The 17,921-nt window shown below is 69.1% G+C and carries 13 protein-coding genes, 1 tRNA gene and 2 CRISPR repeat arrays; of the genes, 10 read left to right on the top strand and 4 right to left on the bottom strand.

Going from position 1 to position 17,921, the window contains the following annotated elements:
• Positions 1 to 25 precede the first annotated feature (25 nt).
• Positions 26 to 99: transfer RNA gene (locus F5972_RS22745), tRNA-Pro, on the top strand.
• Between the two features lie 326 nt (positions 100 to 425).
• On the top strand, positions 426 to 1,823 hold the full coding sequence (locus F5972_RS22740) for a hypothetical protein (protein ID WP_150935671.1): 1,398 nt from the start codon (positions 426 to 428) through the stop codon (positions 1,821 to 1,823).
• A gap of 265 nt (positions 1,824 to 2,088) precedes the next feature.
• Here the strand turns inward: F5972_RS22740 and F5972_RS22735 are convergent, their stop codons facing one another.
• Entirely contained in the window at positions 2,089 to 2,709 is a 621-nt protein-coding gene (locus F5972_RS22735) for an SMI1/KNR4 family protein (RefSeq protein WP_150935669.1), read from the bottom strand.
• Position 2,710: 1 nt separating this feature from the next.
• Positions 2,711 to 3,598, bottom strand: coding sequence for a phosphotransferase family protein (locus F5972_RS22730; protein WP_225311750.1), 888 nt, complete (start codon positions 3,596 to 3,598; stop codon positions 2,711 to 2,713).
• Positions 3,599 to 4,389: 791 nt separating this feature from the next.
• Here F5972_RS22730 and F5972_RS22720 point away from each other — a divergent pair.
• The 8 genes from F5972_RS22720 (at position 4,390) to F5972_RS22685 (ending at position 13,044) form a co-directional block, all read left to right on the top strand.
• Positions 4,390 to 4,713, top strand: a complete 324-nt coding sequence (locus F5972_RS22720; protein ID WP_150935667.1) for a hypothetical protein — start codon at positions 4,390 to 4,392, stop codon at positions 4,711 to 4,713.
• A gap of 86 nt (positions 4,714 to 4,799) precedes the next feature.
• Positions 4,800 to 5,045 carry a hypothetical protein gene (locus F5972_RS22715; RefSeq protein ID WP_150935665.1) on the top strand — a complete coding sequence of 82 codons (246 nt, stop codon included), beginning with the start codon at positions 4,800 to 4,802 and terminating at the stop codon, positions 5,043 to 5,045.
• A gap of 268 nt (positions 5,046 to 5,313) precedes the next feature.
• A complete protein-coding gene (gene fxlM / locus F5972_RS22710) occupies positions 5,314 to 6,522 on the top strand; it encodes a methyltransferase, FxLD system (RefSeq protein ID WP_150935663.1) in 1,209 nt (402 codons plus the stop codon).
• 59 nt (positions 6,523 to 6,581) lie between these two features.
• On the top strand, positions 6,582 to 6,758 hold the full coding sequence (locus F5972_RS22705) for an FxLD family lanthipeptide (protein WP_150935661.1): 177 nt from the start codon (positions 6,582 to 6,584) through the stop codon (positions 6,756 to 6,758).
• A gap of 75 nt (positions 6,759 to 6,833) precedes the next feature.
• On the top strand, positions 6,834 to 9,878 hold the full coding sequence (locus tag F5972_RS22700; protein WP_150935659.1) for a lantibiotic dehydratase: 3,045 nt from the start codon (positions 6,834 to 6,836) through the stop codon (positions 9,876 to 9,878).
• Positions 9,875 to 11,110: a lanthionine synthetase C family protein gene (locus F5972_RS22695; RefSeq protein ID WP_225311748.1), complete on the top strand. Its 1,236-nt coding sequence runs from the start codon at positions 9,875 to 9,877 to the stop codon at positions 11,108 to 11,110. Before F5972_RS22700 ends, F5972_RS22695 begins: the two co-directional genes overlap by 4 nt.
• 18 nt (positions 11,111 to 11,128) lie before the next feature.
• Positions 11,129 to 11,956, top strand: coding sequence for a thiopeptide-type bacteriocin biosynthesis protein (locus F5972_RS22690; protein WP_150935657.1), 828 nt, complete (start codon positions 11,129 to 11,131; stop codon positions 11,954 to 11,956).
• Positions 11,953 to 13,044, top strand: a complete 1,092-nt coding sequence (locus F5972_RS22685; RefSeq protein WP_150935655.1) for a hypothetical protein — start codon at positions 11,953 to 11,955, stop codon at positions 13,042 to 13,044. Before F5972_RS22690 ends, F5972_RS22685 begins: the two co-directional genes overlap by 4 nt.
• 689 nt (positions 13,045 to 13,733) lie before the next feature.
• Positions 13,734 to 14,981: a CRISPR direct-repeat array (repeat unit 28 nt; unit sequence GGAGCATCCCCGCGGGCGCGGGGGCGAC).
• 88 nt (positions 14,982 to 15,069) lie between these two features.
• Positions 15,070 to 16,563: direct repeats of the CRISPR family, unit length 28 nt; unit sequence GGAGCATCCCCGCGGGCGCGGGGGCGAC.
• A gap of 18 nt (positions 16,564 to 16,581) precedes the next feature.
• Here the strand turns inward: F5972_RS22685 and cas2e are convergent.
• Complete coding sequence (gene cas2e, locus F5972_RS22680; protein ID WP_150935654.1) at positions 16,582 to 16,890, bottom strand: type I-E CRISPR-associated endoribonuclease Cas2e; 309 nt, start codon at positions 16,888 to 16,890, stop codon at positions 16,582 to 16,584.
• Complete coding sequence (gene cas1e, locus F5972_RS22675; RefSeq protein ID WP_150935651.1) at positions 16,887 to 17,915, bottom strand: type I-E CRISPR-associated endonuclease Cas1e; 1,029 nt, start codon at positions 17,913 to 17,915, stop codon at positions 16,887 to 16,889. Before cas1e ends, cas2e begins: the two co-directional genes overlap by 4 nt.
• Positions 17,916 to 17,921 lie beyond the last annotated feature (6 nt).

The raw sequence follows: 17,921 nt of genomic DNA, 5'->3' as shown, positions 1-17,921 counted from the left end.
GCGCAGGACGAAAAGTCCAAGCGACCGGGGTGTAGCGCAGCTTGGCAGCGCGCTTCGTTCGGGACGAAGAGGCCGTGGGTTCAAATCCCGCCACCCCGACTCGGAAATTGCAGGTCAAGGGCCTGATCGCTGGAGACAGCGATCAGGCCCTTGATCGTTCGTTAGCGTGGCGTTAGTGGTTTGAACCCGATCACGTAACCGTTAGCAACCCCAGGCAGCCCTAAAGATCACCCGCTCTGGCACCCGATTGAACCTCGGCCCTCAGCCCGCGTTGCTGAAGTCAAGGAGATCACGCCGTAGACATCGCCGCACCACAGCAGATGGGAGCGCTCACTGGGTCTGCATCTGTGCAAACCCCTGTGCATTCCGCCCTGCTCACCGTCATGGCCTTACCGCAGAGGCGGCGCGCAACTACGCTGCGCTATATGGAGCGTCAGCCCAACGCCCGGCTCGCCGACGTCGTCGACCAGGCCGGTGTCTCCCACCTCGGCCTGGCCAGCCGCATCGGCCAGGTCGCCAAGGAATGGCGCGTGCCTGTGCGGCCCTCGCATACGCAGATCGCACGGTGGATCGAAGGCCAGAAGCCGCGAGGTATCACCGCTGCTCTGATCGCTGAAGCACTCAGCCGCAAGCTCGGTCGCCGGGTCACCCTGGCGGACATCGGGCTGGAGGGCACCACTGTCTCACCCGAGATCGGGCTCAACTTCTCTGATGTCCCCGCCGATCTCGTCGACACGTTGGCTCAGTTGGTCACCGCTGACGCGCAGCGGCGAGAATTCCTGCGAAGCACGGTGGATGTAGGGGCCCTCACGCAAGCGGCCTTCGGATGGCTGCTGTCCAGTCCGGCCCAGCTTCCGGATGGATCGGCGGGTCGCAGGGTGGGGATGAGCGACGTCGAAGCAATCCGCTCCACCACGGCCATGTTCGCCGATCTGGACAACCGTTTCGGTGGTGCGCACGCTCGCTCGGCCGCCCTTCAATACCTGCTGGACCAGATCGTCCCGCTGCTGAACGGCACGTACGCCTCGGCCGTCGGGCGGTCGCTGTTCAGCGCGGTTGCCGAGTTCTGCCTGTCTGTGGCCTGGATGGCCTACGACAGCGGCTGGCACGGTCTCGCCCGCCGCTACTTCCTGCAGGCGCTTTCTCTGGCCCATCATGCGGACGACAGGATGCTCGGCGCCAGTGTGCTTTCGGCGATGTCCCATCAGGCCACTTACCTAGGGGAATACCGCGAGGCTCTCCATCTTGCTCGCGCCGCGCAGCGAGATCTGAAAGGTCGAGCTCCGGCACTGCTCAGAGCGCAGTTCGCCGCGATGGAAGCCCGCGCCGCCGCCAACCTCCCCGACGGAGCCGGAGAGTGCCTCAAGGCTCTCGATACCGCCGCGCGGGCGTTCAACGAGCACAGGCCTGGTGAGGAGCCGGAGTGGATCGCGTACTTCGACGAGTCCGAGCTGGCGGACGAGCACGCGCACTGCTTCCGGGACCTGGGTGACGCCAGGGAGTCATACCGCCAGGCCACCCGCTGCCTGTCAGTTGCCGAGGCCAGTCCGGCCGCAGGAGGCTACGCACGCAGCCGGATCTTCTCGCGGATCGTGCTCGCCACCAGCCTCGTCGATCAGGGTGATGTGGAACAGGCATGCCACATCGCCGTACGGGTCCTGCCCCGGATCCAAGAAACCGCGTCGATCCGCTGTACCACGTACCTTCGTGACCTGCACAACCGCATGAGATCGCACAGCGACCATCCATCGGTCATCGACTTCACTGAACAGGCCCGGCCCGTGCTCCAAGGACGTCAAGCGATCTCTCTCCCCAAGAGGTGAACGGGTTGTAGGCCACGAGCGGCACCACAACGCCGAAGAACCTGGAGACCATGAGAGTGACGCAGACAGTAAGGAGAGAAGGGAAGCGGGAGAGGGAATACCGGGGCACATGCGGTCGAGAAACGCTGGCAAGCGATGAAACGAACGGAAGTGTCCCGCAGGTAGCTCCTGAAGTAGGACATTTCGCCGCAGGTAAGGAGTGTGCGGAATTGGAACCCGGCCTACAGACCGACTTTTTCCGCTCTATCGCTGCTGAGCACAGAAGTTAGTGCTGGAGACTTCGAGTCCATCTGGAGTACCAGTCGAGGAAGGGCACCGGCTCCGTCCATCCGCTGTGCGGGAAGCCCCACCGATCGTGATTGAGCCAAGGTGCGGACGGCCACCAGTACATGTTCTCGGCCCAGCCGATCTCCGTCATCCACACCGTGCCGGCAAGGTCACCGTTCATCGCCAGCATGCTGATCCACGTGCAGCCGTGGCCACAGAGGAACATGGTCCCGGGCATCGGCTTATCGAACCAGAGGATGGGTTTGGTGCCCTCGGCCGCGAGCTGTGGCAGGCGGGACACGTGGGCGCGACTGATCGGGAAAGAAGCTAATACGGAGACTGCGGATTCCGGTTCCTCCGCGAACATTTGCTGCTCGCGCAGAGTTTCGTCGGTGATCCACTCCAGATTGAGCACCGGGCCAGGCCGGACGCCGGGTCCGAACTGGAGCAGGAACGAGCGGAACTCCTCTGGTAGAGGTGCCCCCACGACGCCTTCGAGTGCCTGCACTTCTTTCTCGGACAGGGCCGGGATAGCCGACAGGTTGGTGAGCTGGGCGAGTTCGTTGCCCAGCTGGGCCAAACTGACCTCGGATCGCATGCCATCCTCGTCTCCGTCCACGTCAGTGAGGGTGCCAGTGCCGCGGCCTGTCCGGCTCCCTCAGGTCGGCGATCCTGCGGCGCACCTCAGCAGCGATGTCCTCGCTGTCGCCGGCCTTCTGCGCCAGCCAGCAGGTCATGCGCAGTTCCCGGATCGTGCGCAGCACCTGGTAGCGAGGCAGTCGCGTCACGTCGAATCCGTAAACCTCGCAGAACCGCTCGTACTCGGCGTCGGTGTGCCACCCCAGATCCCGGTAGACCGCCGTGATCGCCAGATCCCATTCGGGCGGCCCCCAGCACAACCCTTCCAGGTCGAACAGCACCACCTCACCGGAGGCTGTCTTCAGCACGTTGCCGATGTTGGCGTCACCGTGGATCACCGCTCGCGGCAGCTCGTAAGTCACATCGGCAAGCTCCTCGCGCAGAGTACGCATCAGCGTCCGCAATGTCAGCCGATCAGCTGCCGTCAGCGCAGGTGCGGACTCTATTTGCTCACCCAGTCGCTCGAATGGCTCCAGCTCGGGCAACGTGAGGTCGGGCGGAGGCCGGAGGGCGTGTAGGCGTCGCAACACCACGGCGAGGTCAGCCGGGACAGTCCAATCGCCCTCCACCGCGTGCCACAGAGACACCACCGTTCCGGCTGCGATGCACGGTTGCTCACCCTCCAAGGGCCGAGTAACCGTGAGCCCTTCATCCGTCAGCCACCGAGCGACCTCGACCTCACGGCGAGACGAATCCAGCCGATCAAGGCTCCTGGCAACGCGGGCGATGATGCGCCCCTCGGCCAGCCGCAACACGGCGCGGTCCCCGATACGCAGAATTTCCGGATCCTGATCGCCAACGCCAGCATGCCGCGCAGCCTCACCGGCAGCCTCGATAGCGATATCAGCGAACAGCAGGGGCTGACGCATCAAGTGCTTTCCTTCGCTCGGTCTTCACGCGCCGGCCATCGATTCACCGCACCACTCGACTGAAGCGGCCGACCAAGTCGAGGTGAGAGACACCGGCCTGCTCGATGACGTCGGCGAGTCCGAGCGTTGGACTGACGGCCCATACGCCGCAGCGTAGTTGGGGCTCCATCCCTGCAGTAAGGCCATGGTGACGAGCAAATCGGAATGCACAGGGGTTTGCACAGATGCAGAGCCGCTGAGCGCTCCCGGACGCCGTTCCCGAGCGGTTGGCTATCGGTCATGGACAGCATGCACAGCAGCTCGCTACTGGACGAGAACGGCGAGGCGCCGCTCCTGCTGTCCTCGCGGCGGGCTCCCCCGGCCCGTCGCCATCCGCCCCCCGACCTGACGGGAGCAAAGCCTGCCCCTGGCTGACACGTGCATCCGGAGATCGTCTATGTCAACATCCCACCCCGCGACGGAACCCCTGGAGACGCTTGCTGAGGAGCTGCGAAGCCGGAACTTCTCCACCCGGATCGTCACCCCTCTCAATCGCATCCCCCAACTGCAGGTGATGAACCCCGCAGCTCCGGCGCTTACGGAGCAGGTTCTCGCCAAGCCCGATTCGGACGGAGCCTGGCACTACTGGTTCCCGTGGCCGACGCTCATCGCCGCTGTCGACGACATCCCCACAGCGGCCGATCGCATCGAACGCGTCCTCGCCGAAGTCGGCCGGAACACCGGCGGCACGCCAGGAGCCGACGCCCCCGAAGTCCCCGCCTCACCCACCCGTTCCTGTCCAGGAGAACCACATGACATACCTGACCGCCTCGAGACCACCGAGTCGTGAAGAGTCCGCCGCTCGGCAGGTAGACGCCCACCTCTCGGCCACGCACAACATCCGTGGTGGGCAGATCCGTACGTATCGAGGGGTCGCGCTGCTCCGCCTCGGCGACGTGTCCGTCTGGTTCCGTGCGGGGAAGATCTCCTGGAGCACTGGAGAGCTCGGCACGGACGGCAAGCCGAAGATAACCGTCATTCTCCTGCACGAGACCGCACAGGCGGCCGCCAAGATCGCCCAACGCTACCGGGAACTCCGTGGGCACGTCGGCCTTCACGCGGTACGGATCGGGTGACCGTGTCGCTGCTATGGCTTGTGCTGTGCCTGAAGGGCATCTGGCCACCCCGGGCGGGTGCCACCACGACCCTGAGGTTCCGACGAGTGGGAGCCGACGGCCAACCGCAGGAATACCGGCTGAGCATCGCCGATACCGGCGCACATGAACGATGGACACAGGGCGACGACGTACTCCATGACGAAGCCGCCTTCATGGACGACCTCCCGACGCAGTGGTGTGACCTGCGCGTGCAGGAGCTGACCAGCACTGGCTGGGAGTTCGCCGGCGTGAACGTCGACATCGCGTCGATATCCAGCCAAGCACCGACGAGCCGGATCTCCACCTCATAGCCCTCGGCGGCGTGGTCGAGTGCCCCTCGCCCACAGGGGCGGCCCCCGACTCCCGCACCGTCGAGCATCCGGCCTGGCCCAGGACGTACCGCATGCAACGCCTGGGCCGGGCCGCTGACGACGCGAAGTCAGCTCGTACTGGCAACCCCACAAGACCGGCCGTATACGACCGCAAAGTTTGACGAGGAGGCCACACGGCCTCTGCCGAGGGACCACGATCACCGAGGCGGCGACCCCGCCGCCCCGTCAACCTCCGAAGGAAGCGCTGATGACTACACCGCACATGGACGCGGCCGATATTGCAGCCTCGCTGCGGGCCGCGATGGTGCGCGAGCTGCGCGAGATGGACGCGGTCACATCCGAGCCCGTGGCCGCGGTCCTCGCCACCGTACCCAGGCACCTGTTCGCTGTGGGGGAGCCGCTGGAGGCTGCGTACGCCGCGAACAGCGCCCTGGTGATCAAGCGGGACGCGAGCGGCCTGGCGCTGAGCTCTCTGTCGGCCGCCCACATCCAGGCGGTGATGTTGGAGCAGGCCGAGATCGAACCCGGCATGCGGGTCCTGGAGGTCGGCTCGGGTGGTTACAACGCCGCTCTGATTCAGGAGCTCGTCGGCGCGGAGGGAAAGGTCGTCTCGGTCGACATCGACCCCGACATCGTCGAGCGCGCTCGCAACTGCCTCAAGGCAGCCGGCTACGACCGTGTCGAGGTGGTGCTGGCCGACGCCGAGAACGGCATGCCGGAGGAAGCGCCGTACGACCGGATCATCGTCACGGCCGGAGCCTGGGACATCCCCCCAGCCTGGGTCGACCAGCTCTCCGAAGCCGGCAGGATCGTCGTCCCGTTGCGAATGAAAGGGCTGACCCGCACGATCGCCTTCGAGCCCAGCGGCGACGTCCTGGTGAGCCGCAGCTACTGCCTGTCGGGCTTCGTGCCGATGCAGGGGTCCGGTTCGTTCAGCGAGCACGTCGTGCCGCTCGCCGAAGGAGTTGCGCTGCGGGTCGATGAAGAGCCGCAGCGGTTCGACATCGAGGCGCTGCGGCAGGCACTGGACTCCCCCAGGCTGGAACGCTGGTCAGGGGCGGCCTTCGACCTGCCCGACGAGCTTGAGCTGTTCCTCCTCACCAACATGCCGCAGGTCGCCATGCTGCACGCGAGCGAGGAACTGGTCGCACAGGGGCGTTTCGCTCCGTCGGTGACGAGGGGCGTTCTTGCCCTGATCCGTGGCGGCAGTTTCGCCTACCGGACGAAGCGGCCGAACGAGGAGACCGGCGGTTTCGAGAGCGGGGTCTTCGCTCACGGCCCCGAAGCCGAGGCCGTCGCGGCGGAGTACGTGGAACTGCTACGGCGGTGGGCGAGCGACCACCGGCGCCGCGGCGCCGCGCGCATTCAGTACGTCCCGAAGGCCGCCCGAACGGCCCTCCCTTCCCGAGGGCTGATCAGGAAACGGCACGGAGTCGTCGTCGTCTCCTGGCTCTGAAGCGCCCGGCTCCCAACAGGGAGAACCGGGGACCCTGCACCACCACCAAGGAGGTTCTCATGTCCATTCAGATCGAGAACGCACCGGCTACGCAGGCCGGGGAGGAGGACTTCGGGGAGTGGGACCTGGACGTCTCGATCGTCGAGTCCGGTCCGGCGGCGGACAAGCTCATCCGAATGACCGACGACGGCTGCGGGACGTCGTGTCAGTCCGCCTGCCCCGCCACCTGCCCGTAGGCGCTGACGCCTCGGCCCTTTGAACGCGCCCGGTCGCCGCGCCGGCCGGGCGCTTTCCGTCTCCGGGAGCGGCACATGTACGAGTATCTCGATGCTGTCGTGGTGCGAACGGCCGTCTGGCCGGTGCACCGGGCGCCCAGTTCGTGGCCGGACCTGAGCGAGGAAGCGGCCGGACCGGATTCCTGGCGGCAGTGGCTGCGGGAGACCATGCGGATGCCTGGCTTGCTGGCCGCGTTGGAGCAGGCCAGCCCGGTCCTGACCGACCGAGTCTGCGAAATCTGTGAGGGACGGGACGTCTCTGAGCCGGCGATGCGCCGGGCGGTGATCTCGGTCATGCGCTACCTGCTTCGTGCCTCAGGACGGGCGACGCCGTTCGGCCTGTTCGCCGGTGTCGCCCCGGCTCGGATCGCCGCCCTGCCCACGGCCCACGTCGGTAGCGCCCATCGCGCCGTGACCAAGGTCGACGCCGGGTGGCTCACGGAGGTGATCGGGCGCCTGGAAGCCGGCCCGGCGCTGCGACCGCGTTTGAAGGTGATGGCCAACAACCTCGTGTTCGAGCGTGATGGCCAGCTGGTGTTGGAGCACCGTCCCGCCGGAGCGGCTCACGGCCAGCCGACGCATTTGAGCGTACGGGCCACCGCACCGATCCGGACGGCTGTGAGCATGTCCCGCAGCCCGATCCGGCTGGGAGAGCTGGCGGAGAAGCTCGCGGCCGACTTCCCGACCGTTCCTGCCGTTGTCATAGACCGGCTGCTGGCGGACCTGGTGGCGCAACGCCTGCTCGTCACCAGCCTGCGCCCTCCGATGACCGCAATCGATCCCCTCGGTCATCTCCTGTCGGAAATCGAGGAGATGGCAGCCGGGGAGTTCGCTGAGGTGGCCGAGACTGTCGAGCGTCTACGCCGGATCGTTCAGCAATTGACCCAGCACGACGACGCTCCCACCTCGGCGATAGCGCGTAGCCGTCGTGCGCGCCTTGCCGCCGACATGGCCGCCGTCGCCCCGGTGAAGGGGTCCGCGCTCGGCGTCGATCTGCGGATGGACCTGGACCTTGCGGTTCCGGACTCGGTAGCCGCCGAGGCGGCGAAAGCCGCGGGCGTGCTCATACGGCTCGCCCGTCGCTCAGACCTCGGCTCCGGCTGGGTCGCCTGGCATAGCCGCTTCCTGGAGCGCTACGGGCCGCGGGCCCTGGTGCCGGTCCTCGACGCCGCCGATCCCGACATCGGGCTCGGCTATCCGGCCGGCTACCTCGGCGCACCGTCGCCGCCTTCGAGCCCACTGTCCGAGCGGGACGTGAAGCTGCTGGCGCTGGCGCAGAGGGCCGCGCTGCGCGGCCAGCGCGAGATCCTGCTGGATGAATCGACGGTGGCAGATCTGGAGGCCGCGGATTCAGAGGCGCCGATCCAGCCCACCACCGAACTGACCATTCGTGTCCACGCGTCCAGCGTTCATTCTCTGAGCGATGGGGAGTTCACCCTCGCGATCGTCGGGGTGTCACGTACGACCGGCACCACGACCGGGCGGTTCCTGCACCTGTTCGACGACGAGGAACGCGCGCGGATGTCCGCGCTCTATTCAGAGCTGCCCACCGCGGTCCGCGGCGCGCTCAGAGCGCAGATCTCTTGTCCGGCTCTGCACATAGAGACGGAGAACATCGCCCGCGCCCCTCGGGTCGCGACACACCTGCTTTCTCCGGGTGAGTACCACGACGGCGGCGAAGGGCTCATAGCGCTGGACGACCTCGCCCTCACCGCGGACATCCATCGCCTCTACCTTGTCTCTCGCTCCCAGCGCCGACCGGTCGAACCCGTCGTGCTCAACGCGGTGGAACCCATCAAGCGCACTCATCCGCTGGTCCGGTTCCTGGCCGAGGTCCCGAACGCCCTCAGCGTTCCGTGCGCCTCGTTCGACTGGGGAGCCGCCGCCGGCCTGCCGTTCCTCCCAGCGCTGCGCTACGGACGTACGATCCTGTCTCCCGCCCGGTGGCTGCTCACAGCCGCCGACCTGCGCGAAGGGCCGGAGTGGGAGGCGGCTCTGGCCGCCTGGCGGGACGAGGTCGGCGTGCCGCAGAGGGTCTACCTCGGCGATGGGGACCAACGCCTCAGCCTGGATTTGTCCGAACCCGCCCACCGGGCACTGCTGCGTGCCCAGCTGGATAGAACCGGCACCGCAGTGCTACGCGCCACCTCCGACGCTGACGCGGCGGGATGGATCGGCGGGCACGTCCACGAGATCGTCGTGCCGTTGGGCTCGGCTCGGAAGCCCGCGAGGGCGCCGGAATGGCTGCACAGAGCAGAGGAGGTCAACCGCGACCACGGATACCTGCCTGGCTGCGACGGGCGCTTCTACCTCAAGCTGTACGGCCATCCGGACCGGCAAAGCAGAGTCCTCATCCACCACCTGCCGCGCCTGCTTGAAGAGCTGGGTGAGCAGGCCCAATGGTGGTTCCTGCGCTACCAGGACCCTGAAGAGCATCTGCGTCTGCGGCTGACGGTGCCCGCCGACAGCTTCGCGCTTGTAGGGGACTGGACCCGTACGCTTCGCCGCGCCGGTCTGATCGGGCGCGTGCAGTGGGACACCGACTTCCCGGAGACGGCCCGCTTCGGCGGTCAGGCGGCACTGGCCGCAGCAGAGACGTACTTCGCCACGGACTCGGCCGCGGCCCTCGCGCAACTCGCCGCCAGCAGCCAGAAAGGCGGCCCCGACGTACGCGCGCTGACCGCGGCGAGCATGCTCGACATCGTCACCGCCATGATCGGAGACACCGCGGAGTCGCTGCGCTGGCTGATCGAACACGCCGTGTCCGAGCCCTCTGCCCCGCCCCGCGCGCTCTACGACCAGGCCCTCGCGCTGGCCAACCCTCACGATCACCAGAACCTGGCCGCCCACCCCGGAGGCGCACAGGTCGTCTCCTGCTGGTCCCGGAGGCGGGAAGCACTGACCGCCTACCGGCGCGTACTCAATGAGACCAGCAGCCATATGGGCGTTCTGCTTCCCGAGCTGCTGCATCTGCACCACGTCCGCATGGCCGGGACCTCGTTGGAAAACGAGCGCGCCTGCCTGCATCTGACCCGTGCCGCCGCACTGAGCTGGACGGCGCGAGCAAGGAGAGGATCGTGATCGGTACCGACCATGAAGTGTTGGCCGTAGCCGAGGCCGTCGCCGACGCACTGTCAGATCCGCGAAACGCGTGGACCACTGCATCGCCGCCTGGGGGGCGGGCGTGGCCACAGTCACTGGCCGGCGGCGCGGCGGGCATCGCCCTGCTGCACATCGAACGCGCTCGCGCCGGCCTTGCCGACTGGAGCACCGCCCACGCATGGCTGTCGGTGGCCGCCTCCGGCGAGCTGACCGCGGCGGCCAACGCGGGCCTGTTCTTCGGCGCCCCGGCCCTCGCCTTCGTCATGCACACAGCCGCCGACTCCTCCAGCAGATACCGCCGCGGGCTGACCACTCTGGACGAGGCGGTCATCGCCATTACCCGTACACGCCTTGCTGCGGCGCACGCACGCATCGACCGAGGCGACCAGCCCGTGATGAAGGAGTTCGACCTGATACGCGGACTGACCGGCCTGGGCATCTACCATCTGCGACGCCACTCGGACCACCGAATCACCCACGACGTGCTGTCCTACCTGGTGCGCCTGACCGAACCGCTGCCCTCGGGGACCGGGCTTCCGCCGTGGTGGACGAACGTCGCGCCCAATGGCGAGCCAAACCCGGAATACCCGCAGGGACACGCAAACTTCGGCCTGTCCCACGGCGTCGGCTCGGTCCTGGCCCTGCTGTCGCTAGCCGTGCTGCGCAACGTTCCCGTGGCGGGGATGACCGACGCGATCGAGCGGATCTGCGAGTGGACCGATCTCTGGCGACAGCAGGACGACGCGGGACCGTGGTGGCCCGGCTTCATCACCATGGACCAAGTCCGCGAGCAGCACGTCAGTCCGTCGCTGCGGCCCCGGCCCTCATGGTGCTACGGCGTCGCCGGTACGGCCCGCGCTCAGCAACTGGCCGGCATGGCGCTCGGAGACACCGCGCGACAGCAGACAGCGGAGGACGCGATGCTCGCCGCGCTGCGTGATCCCGCACAATTCGACCTGCTCCCCGAGATCGGACTCTGCCACGGGAAGGCCGGACTGCTTCAAGCCGCCTGGCGGATGGCTGCCGACGCCCGCACCCCACGCATCGCTGCCGAACTCCCCCACCAGGCGAACCAGCTTGCCGCACAGCTGGCCCGCTCCGTGCCCGACCCGGAACTCCTGGACGGCACCGCTGGGGCCGTACTCGCCCTGCACACCGTCGGCAGCAACGCCGTGGCATCGGACTGGGACGCCTTCCTCTCGCTGGCCTGAACACTGGAGCCAACCCCCATGGACCCCTGCCCCTGGCGTCAGGTCAACGTCGCCTTCCCTAACTGGGCCACGGCCGAGCAGACCGCCGCGGCACACCTCGCTCCCCCGATGACCGAGGCCGAGACCGAAGGACTTATCACCGCCTGGTTCTTCATCCGCAAGGCGCCCTGCTGGCGCCTGCGCTACCTGCCCGGCCGTGACGCTGCTCGGGCCGATGCCCACCTGCGTCGTCGCCTTAAAGACCTCAAGAGCAAGCGGCTCGTAGACGACGTCAGGCGCGTCGTTTACGAGCCGGAAACGCATGCCTTCGGCGGCCCAGAGGCCATGCGGGTCGCCCACGAGCTTTTCCACCGCGACAGCCGCCACATACTGGCCCGCACTGTCGGGCCCTTTCCCGCGCTCGGACGCAGGGAGACGACGATTCTGCTGTCCGCCGTACTGATGCGCGCCGCCGGCCTCGACTGGTATGAGCAGGGCGACGTCTGGGCCAAGGTCGCCGAGCACCGGCCCGGTAAAGCGTCCTGGCCGCCGGAGCGCAAGGCCGAACTGTCCCAGGCCATGCACCGTCTACTGACCGCGGACGTGCAAGCGATGTGTGACGCCGGGGGCGCTCCGCTGGCCGCCTGCCGCCCATGGGTGTCCGCCTTCGAGGATGCCGGCCAAGCCCTGGCCGACCTCGCCGCTCAGGGTCGGCTGCTGCGCGGCCTCCGCGCTGTTCTCGCCCACCATGTGATCTTCCACGCCAACCGGGCGGGCCTACCGAGCAGCGATCAATCGACCATCGCCGCGCTCGCGCTCCACACGGTGTTCAACGGGTTTTCCCACGATGGGGATGGGCGCGGATGAATCTCACTGAGACCTTCGCTCGGTTTCCGCTCGTCGCCCGGCCACGCCCGGCATGCGCCCCACTCGAAGGACGCGTACGTGGCCTGTGCGATCTGGCCCGCTCAGCCGAACGCAGCAACGATCGATCGATGGCCTCGGCCGTCTTCAACCAGGCCGCCCTCCTGGCCAGCGACCTCGGCCTGCCCCACCTGGCCAGGGACTGGTGCCATCAGCATGCCGCCCTCTACCTGCGCATGCGCCCTCTCGACGGCGCTGCTGCCCGCCATGCCCTCGAACCACTCGTGAACCTCGTCCGTCTACGCATCCGCGTCGGCGACGGTACTGGCGCGTTCGAGATGCTCAACAGCCTGTATGAAGCTGTCACGACGAGCACCGACACCGTCATCGATGGGCTGCACGTGCCCATATCCGAGCTCACCGCCACCGCGGACGATGACTGGGAACTCCTCCAGTGGCTGTGGACCGTCCATCTCGCCGACGGCGCACGCGCCTTGACGGCCGCAGGCCGATGGCAGGAGGCCCTCGATCACCTGCGCCACCACAACGGCATCGGCCAGCGCATGCTCGACGGCCGCCAAGTCGCGGTCATCGCGCACACCATGGCCGGCGAACTCGTCGCAGCGAGGGACCTGCTGGAGGCCACCCAGTCTGGCGAGCCATGGGAGGACGCCGTAACCACGTGCCTGGCCGCACTCTGCCGACCCGGAGGCCCGGAAGGCGAGGCTCTCACCGTGATGCTGGACCGCTACCGGAGGCTCGACCACACTGCACCCGGTCTGGTGGTGTTCCGGACCCGGCTGGGCTTGTGCGTAATCGACGCCGTCGGCGGCATGGGATGCCCAGAGGGACGCGCGGTGGCCACCACACTGATCACGCGGGTGATGGCGTCCCAGGACGGCTACGCCGCCCGGGAACTTCTCGGACGTTCCGGATTCGCGACGTCGCTGAGAGAGAATGACGCCGTCGCTCTCGGGCACGCACTCGACATCAGCGGGCTGGGACTCGGACGGCTGCCAGAGGCACTCCTGAGCAAGCTCGTAGCCGCGCTGGCTAGCAGTAGCTCATTGATTACGAGCAGCTCACTATAGTCACGCCTGACTTTGGTAATCGGGTCACCGCAGCAGGCGGGGGCGTCTTCAATAAGCAGCCTTGAATCTCGGCCCAAAGGGACCATCCCCGCGGACGCGAGGGCGACTTCGCCCAGGCCTCGCGGATCTCGCGCTCGTAAGGAGCATCCCCTCGGGCGAGGGGGCGACTCGGCCGACTTGGGGGTCAGCTGGTAGACGAGGGGAGCATCCCCGCGGGCGCGGGGGCGACAATGCCTGGCTCGTGAGGTCCGCGCCGCCGTAGGGACCATCCCCGTGGGCGCGGGGGCGACCAGGGGAAGATGACGGCAAGTCCGGGACTGTGCGGACCATCCCCGCGGGCGCGGGGGCGACAAGCAGCTCGCGACCGTGGCCAGGAGGACCGGGGGACCATCCCCCGCGGGCGCGGGGGCGACTCCACCGCGGCGCGCAGCTCGGGGGGAATCGGAGGACCATCCCCGCGGGCGCGGGGGCGACCTCACGCCGATGATCGAGCGCAACCCGTGGCTGGGACCATCCCCGCGGGCGCGGGGGCGACGTCGAGATCCCGTACGTCGGCACCTTCGGCGGGGGACCACCCCCGCGGGCGCGGGGGCGACGGTCTTCACCTTGATGACCTGGCCGACCCTGGTCGGACCATCCCGCGGGCGCGGGGGCGACTCCGTAGACGCCAAGCCCTCCGGTCACGAGACGGGACCATCCCCGCGGGCGCGGGGGCGACCGGTGACAACCTGTCCAAGATCGCTCAGAAGTAGGACCATCCCCGTGGGCGCGGGGGCGACACGTCCTCGCGCGGTATCGGGAGCTGACCGGCGGGACCATCCCCGCGGGCGCGGAAGCGACGGTGATCACGTCAGAGTCGTGTGACATGTGCTGGACCATCCCCGCGGGCGCGGGGGCGACGGGGGCAGCTCAGTGACCAGGCGACGCCGTGTAGGACCATCCCCGCGGGCGCGGGGGCGACGTCGGGTACGTCGCGTCCATCCCCTTCCTCAGGGGACCATCCCCGCGGGCGCGGGGGCGACGGCTGGACCGGTAGAACGAGGAGAAAGTCCCGTGGACCATCCCCGCGGGCGCGGGGGCGACACGAGTAGCGACCCGCCGAAGATGGGCAGGCGGGGACCATCCCCGCGGGCGCGGGGGCGACGCGCCGATCGGCGGCGTCCGCGCGTGCTTGCGCGGACCATCCCCGCGGGCGCGGGGGCGACGGCGGACGCGAGCACCTCGCGGAGCCGCTCCAGGGACCATCCCCGCAGGCGCGGGCGCGACGCCTCCAAGTTGGGCGGAATCTACGGCGAGCAGGGACCATCCCCGCGGGCGCGGGGGCGACGTCACCGTGCCACCACCGAACACGGCCTTGAAGGGACCATCCCCGCGGGCGCGGGGGCGACTGCCGGTGCCGGTGCAGGGCCTCATCGCGTTGGGGACCATCCCCGCGGGCGCGGGGGCGACAGGGAGTCTCAGGGAATCGGGTAACAATCCCGAGGAGCATCCCCGCGGGCGCGGGGGCGACGACGACCACGCCGAGCTGACGCGACTGACCCAGGGAGCATCCCCGCGGGCGCGGGGGCGACGTCACGATGTCCTTGCCGGTGGCCGCGAGCCACGGAGCATCCCCGCGGGCGCGGGGGCGACGGGCGGCTCAGATCGGGGAACACGGTGGTTCCCGGAGCATCCCCGCGGGCGCGGGGGCGACCATGAGCAGGAATATCCGCGGGCTCACGGCGGCGGAGCATCCCCGCGGGCGCGGGGGCGACCGCAACATCCACCGTTGCCGCGATCTCTCGCAGGGAGCATCCCCGCGGGCGCGGGGGCGACGACCCCGGGGACACCTACGCGGCTATGCCCGCAGGAGCATCCCCGCGGGCGCGGGGGCGACTTGGTGACGGGGGCGGTCGCGGTGGTCGTGACGGGAGCATCCCCGCGGGCGCGGGGGCGACCGTTGCAGACCTGCACATCGGAGTGCTCTTGAGGACCCCGCGGGCGCGGGGGCGACGCGAGCATGCTGGGCTACCACCTCAGCCCGGGGGGAGCATCCCCGCGGGCGCGGGGGCGACCGTACCTACCAACGATGATCGTCACGGGTGAGGGGAGCATCCCCGCGGGCGCGGGGGCGACGTTTCGAATCCGGCCAGGCCGCCACTGCGGGCGGGAGCATCCCCGCGGGCGCGGGGGCGACGTGATCGCCGCGCCTTCCCTGGCCAGGGCACGCGGAGCATCCCCGCGGGCGCGGGGGCGACCCCTCGGGGTCGCCGTACCGGCCCTTGATGTAGGGAGCATCCCCGCGGGCGCGGGGGCGACACGCTGACCCTGCCCGTGGTCCTGGTGGGGCTGGGAGCATCCCCGCGGGCGCGGGGGCGACGGCGTACCGTCGGCGAGCCCGTCACCGGACCACGGAGCATCCCCGCGGGCGCGGGGGCGACCGCCGGCCGTGCCGCATCTGCCGGGCCTTGACGGGAGCATCCCCGCGGGCGCGGGGGCGACGTACAGCTCCGCGATGGTCAACGGCCGGTACGTGGAGCATCCCCGCGGGCGCGGGGGCGACCGCCACTCCGGGCTGAGCACGCCAGCCAAGCGCGGAGCATCCCCGCGGGCGCGGGGGCGACCGCCACTCCGGGCTGAGCACGCCAGCCAAGCGCGGAGCATCCCCGCGGGCGCGGGGGCGACTTGGCGCCACCGACCGTTGTGTCTGATGTGCCGAGGAGCATCCCCGCGGGCGCGGGGGCGACCCTCCACGTCGAAGGGCAGGCCCCCGGCGAGCTGGAGCATCCCCGCGGGCGCGGGGGCGACATCCCGTCGTCGTCGATGTCCACCCCGATGGTGGGAGCATCCCCGCGGGCGCGGGGGCGACTCCGTGGGCGACGGCGGCATCGCCTACGGCATGGGAGCATCCCCGCGGGCGCGGGGGCGACCTGTTCCGGGTCAGCATCGATGAGCAGGACAGAGGAGCATCCCCGCGGGCGCGGGGGCGACCCCACGGCGACAAGGGCATCGGCGAAGTCGGTCGGAGCATCCCCGCGGGCGCGGGGGCGACTGAGGGCGGAAAACGGCGAACTGAGGGGGACGGGGAGCATCCCCGCGGGCGCGGGGGCGACGGCCCTTATGGACAGTGCTGGCAGTGGAGTCTCGGAGCATCCCCGCGGGCGCGGGGGCGACGTAGCCGTACGCGGCCACGTCGAACGGCCCGAGGGAGCATCCCCGCGGGCGCGGGGGCGACGGCGGGGTCGGGCACCGGTCGGCGGTCTTCCGCGGAGCATCCCCGCGGGCGCGGGGGCGACCTCGGATGAACAGTGCGCGTGTCAGGTGGATCGGGAGCATCCCCGCGGGCGCGGGGGCGACACGTCCGGCAACTCGGCGTCCGGGTCGATCGGGGGAGCATCCCCGCGGGCGCGGGGGCGACCGGGCACCGTCGGTGTCCCCCTCCTGTACGTGAGGAGCATCCCCGCGGGCGCGGGGGCGACCTCGGATGAACAGTGCGCGTGTCAGGTGGATCGGGAGCATCCCCGCGGGCGCGGGGGCGACACTTGCTGAGCTGCTGGTTTATCGGGTGTGGGGGCGGTTTTCATTCGGTTGGGCTCGGCGGCGGGCCGAGAGGATGAGGCCGTCGAAGTCGGTGGGGTGCCAGCGGTCTTTGCCTGCGGTGCGGACGGCCCAGCCTTGTTCGTTGGCGGCGGGTTCGACGAGGATGGCTTGGCCGTCTCCGATCCGGGCGGCGAGCAGATCCCACAGACGGTCGCGGATTCGGCGGCTGGGGTTGCCGACGAAGACTCCGGCGTTGACTTCGACCATCCAGCGGGTCAGGTGACCGCGTAGCCCTTCGGGAGCGGCGATGAGGACGACGACGGTCATGATGCGGAGCCGGGGCTGTCGAATTCGGGGCCGACGACGGCGATGTGATCCTCGCCCATGGTCGGCTGGACGAGGTTCAGGCCGAGGTTGATGGCCAGGTCGGATTCATCGGCCCAGTTGATGCCGCCCGATACGGCGCCGTGTTTTTCGTCCCAGAGCTGGTTCACGTCCTCTTCCAGTACGTCTGCTTCTCCGGGGGTGAGGAGGTTTTTGATGTCGGTGACGATGCGGTCCAGGAGGCGGGTCTGGGCGATGCGGTCGCGAAGGCCGATGCGGGCGTCGCGTTCGTCGGTGAGGCCTTTGGCTGCGAGGTCGAAGGCCAGGGGAATGGTGTAGTCGGCTTTGTAGAGGTCGGCGATGTCCAAGACGAAGGAGATGGCGGATCCGGTGTGGACGAAGCCGAGGCCAGGGCTCGCGCCGATGCCGACGATGACGGCGTGGCAGATGCCGTAGAGAGCGGCGTTGGCGGCCGATAGGAGCCGGTTGAGATCGTCGCCGGCGGCGTAAGCGTCGCCGGCGCGGTATTCGCGGCGGTTCCAGGTGACGCCGGTGCGCTGGGAGTGTGCCTGGTAGAGCCTGCGGATGCGTGCTCCTTCGCGACCGCGGAGCTGCTGCATGGTGGCGGTGGAGACATCCTCGCCGGGAAAGCGCATCGCGTACATGGCGCGGGCGACGTTGAGGCGTTCCTTGCTACGGGTGACGAGCCAGGCTTGGCGCTGCAGGAGGGCGGCGCCTCGTGCGGGGCCGAGACCGGCGGCGTACATGCGTACGCCTTGCTCGCCGACCCAGCACACGGTGGTGCCGGAGTCGGCGAGCAGGTTGATCGCGCCGTGGGTGACGCGGGTGCCGGGTCCCATCAGCATGACCGCGACCATCGCGGCGGGGACACGGACCGTCTCGCGCTTGTTGATGACCACGGCGTTCTCGTCCCGGTCGATGTGGCTGCGTTCGACGTAGACGCTGGAGACGCGGTCGGAGACGCGATGCAGGTCATGGGGGTGGGCTTTCCACCAGATGTCCGCCATCGGCCC

Origin of the sequence: Microbispora cellulosiformans (assembly GCF_008728085.1) — a bacterium.
Taxonomy (GTDB): Bacteria; Actinomycetota; Actinomycetes; order Streptosporangiales; family Streptosporangiaceae; genus Microbispora; species Microbispora amethystogenes.
Note: the sequence above shows the minus strand (reverse complement) of the source record. Positions and strands in the feature narration are given on the sequence as shown.

What these genes read in the sequence shown, in the direction of transcription:
- F5972_RS22705 (WP_150935661.1), top strand. Translation starts at nt 6,582, where the DNA reads ATGTCCATTCAGATCGAGAACGCACCGGCTACGCAGGCCGGGGAGGAG.
- F5972_RS22720 (WP_150935667.1), top strand. Translation starts at nt 4,390, where the DNA reads ATGACATACCTGACCGCCTCGAGACCACCGAGTCGTGAAGAGTCCGCC.
- F5972_RS22685 (WP_150935655.1), top strand. Translation starts at nt 11,953, where the DNA reads ATGAATCTCACTGAGACCTTCGCTCGGTTTCCGCTCGTCGCCCGGCCA.
- F5972_RS22700 (WP_150935659.1), top strand. Translation starts at nt 6,834, where the DNA reads ATGTACGAGTATCTCGATGCTGTCGTGGTGCGAACGGCCGTCTGGCCG.
- cas1e (WP_150935651.1), bottom strand. Translation starts at nt 17,915, where the DNA reads ATGGCGGACATCTGGTGGAAAGCCCACCCCCATGACCTGCATCGCGTC.
- fxlM (WP_150935663.1), top strand. Translation starts at nt 5,314, where the DNA reads ATGACTACACCGCACATGGACGCGGCCGATATTGCAGCCTCGCTGCGG.
- F5972_RS22740 (WP_150935671.1), top strand. Translation starts at nt 426, where the DNA reads ATGGAGCGTCAGCCCAACGCCCGGCTCGCCGACGTCGTCGACCAGGCC.
- F5972_RS22690 (WP_150935657.1), top strand. Translation starts at nt 11,129, where the DNA reads ATGGACCCCTGCCCCTGGCGTCAGGTCAACGTCGCCTTCCCTAACTGG.
- cas2e (WP_150935654.1), bottom strand. Translation starts at nt 16,890, where the DNA reads ATGACCGTCGTCGTCCTCATCGCCGCTCCCGAAGGGCTACGCGGTCAC.
- F5972_RS22730 (WP_225311750.1), bottom strand. Translation starts at nt 3,598, where the DNA reads ATGCGTCAGCCCCTGCTGTTCGCTGATATCGCTATCGAGGCTGCCGGT.